The organism is Dyella sp. (genome assembly GCF_035486915.1).
Taxonomy (GTDB): Bacteria; Pseudomonadota; Gammaproteobacteria; order Xanthomonadales; family Rhodanobacteraceae; genus Dyella_B.
In genome coordinates this window covers 1-2,110 of sequence record NZ_DATHMR010000173.1, presented here as the reverse complement: position 1 = coordinate 2,110, position 2,110 = coordinate 1, and the positions used below count along the sequence as shown (strand labels likewise).

Annotated in this window: 2 protein-coding genes; both read right to left on the bottom strand. The window is 60.1% G+C overall.

Features of this window, described 5'->3' with window-relative positions; genetic code table 11:
* The coding region (locus VK725_RS14025; RefSeq protein WP_325318673.1) for a carboxypeptidase-like regulatory domain-containing protein at positions 1-691 on the bottom strand (691 nt) is incomplete at its 3' end.
* Between the two features lie 152 nt (positions 692-843).
* Positions 844-2,073, bottom strand: a complete 1,230-nt coding sequence (locus tag VK725_RS14020; protein ID WP_325318672.1) for an APC family permease — start codon at positions 2,071-2,073, stop codon at positions 844-846.
* Positions 2,074-2,110: the final 37 nt, after the last annotated feature.

The following is a 2,110-nucleotide window of genomic DNA, read 5'->3' as shown; positions in this document are numbered from 1 at the left end:
CTCCCGCCAGATCCCGCGCGTCGGGGTAGAGGACGCTCGCATAGCCTTCGCGCGGCACCGTGTTTCCGCTTCCGTTCTCCACGAGGTTGGTTGCTGCGTCGCTGTCCATCGCAGGCTGCGTATACACCGCATATAGGCCGTCTGGCAGTTCGCCAAACCTGTAGAAGCCTTCGCTGTTGGTCTTCGTGTTCTCGGCGGACTGCCACACAACGCGGCCATCCTGCACGGTGCGCCGCAACAGAGAGACCTGGATTCCCTGCGCTACGTCGCCGGTCGAAAGCTGAATCTGCCCTTGAATCGAATTGGTCGGCACCAGCGTGAACACGACATCGCCCATTGGCGCCGCAATGATAACGTTGTGTCCGAATCCGTGCGAATTCGACGAGGCGCTGTCTGTGCCGGCCTCCTCCTCATCCATAAATCCGGGTTTCATGACCGTGAACTCCTGCGGACCGAGGGGCACATCCGCGATTTCAAAACGCCCCTCGCCGTCGGTCAGAACGGCGGTTGAAGCGTCTCCGTTGATGCGCACCAGGGCGCGCGTCAGCGGTTCCCCCGAAGCCCCATTGCGCACGATGCCGTGCACGCCAGCCTGTGGACTGGTATTTTCAGCCGGGGCGGTTTGCTGGGAATCCTGTGCTGGAGCGTTCAGACCGAAGGCGATAAAACTACAGGCGAGCACTCGCGCCACGATGCGAGCGGACAATATCCGGCATGATCGGCGGGAACTGTCGCCGGGCGGTCGACCGGAGCGCGCGGATATTGTCGTGGAGTCCACTCACCATTCTGACGTTTTCGACCGGGGAAGGGAATCGCCGGCAGAACAAAGGCTGCTCGACTGGATCATCCCCGTTCGAGGTACCATGGGATATTGATCACGATGATGCGGCGGGTGCCTTTAATCAGGAGCATCGCCTTGAGCAGATTGGCGCGCCGGTTGTGCAGCAGGTTCTCCCACCAGTGCAGCACCACCAGTTCCGGTACCAGTACGCAGACCTTGCGGACATCCGATTCCTTTTCCGCCTTCAGAATGTAGTCCACCATCGGCTGCAGCACGTAACGATACGGCGATTGCAGGATCTCGATCTTCGGCACGCACTTGCCCGCCGCCTTCAAGGGGTCTGCGATAAACCTGTCGAAATCTTTGCAGATTTCGTCTGGGTCATCGGCAACCTGGACATGCAGGCACCGAATATCATTCGACATCGAAAGCGCAAACGACAGCGCCTTTTCGGTGATCCGACTCCAACGATCGATCGGAACCACCACGATCGGCTCCTGCACCAGCGCAGGCACGATCGGCCGGTCGAGAAACACTTCGCGGTCTACACGCATATAGTGGCGCTTCACGGCATGCATGAAGACGATCATCACGGCAACCAGAAGGGCCGTGATCCATGCGCCGTCAGTAAACTTCGCCAGCAGTACGACAACTACCGTGATGCCGGTCGCCACCGCGCCCAGCCCATTGGCAAACATGCGGAAGGGGTGCCCGCCTTCACGCTTCCAGTGCATCACCATGCCGGCCTGCGACAGTGTGAACGCCAGGAACGCTCCAATTGCGTAGAGCGGAATCAGGCGGTCCGTAACGCCGCGAAAGATGATCAGCAGCAGTCCCGTGAGGACGACCAGGATATAAATGCCCCACGAGTAAAGCAATCGCCGCCCGCGCAGCAGAAAGACGTGCGGCATGTAATCGTCGAGTGCAATCGCGCGCGTCAAGCGGGGAAAATCCGCAAATGCCGTATTGGCCGACAGCGCGAGCACCAGCAGCACCGAGCCGATGGTTACGTAATAAAACCATCCATGCCCCATCACTGCACGCGTAAGCATCGAAAGCACGCTCTCATAGCCGGGGCCGTTGGGGTTGGTCGCGCCGATACCGTAAGCCCGGCACAGCAGGGCGATGCCGATCAGCAGAATCATCAAGAGCGCAATGATGATGGTCAGAGTGATCTTTGCGTTTTTGCGCGTGTCGTCGCGGAAGGCCATCACGCCGTTGCTCACCGCTTCCACGCCGGTCATCGCAGTGCATCCTGACGAGAAAACCTTCAGCAGCAGCCACGCGCCCACCGCAGCGGTGGCCGGAGGCAGCGCAGGCATGGGCATT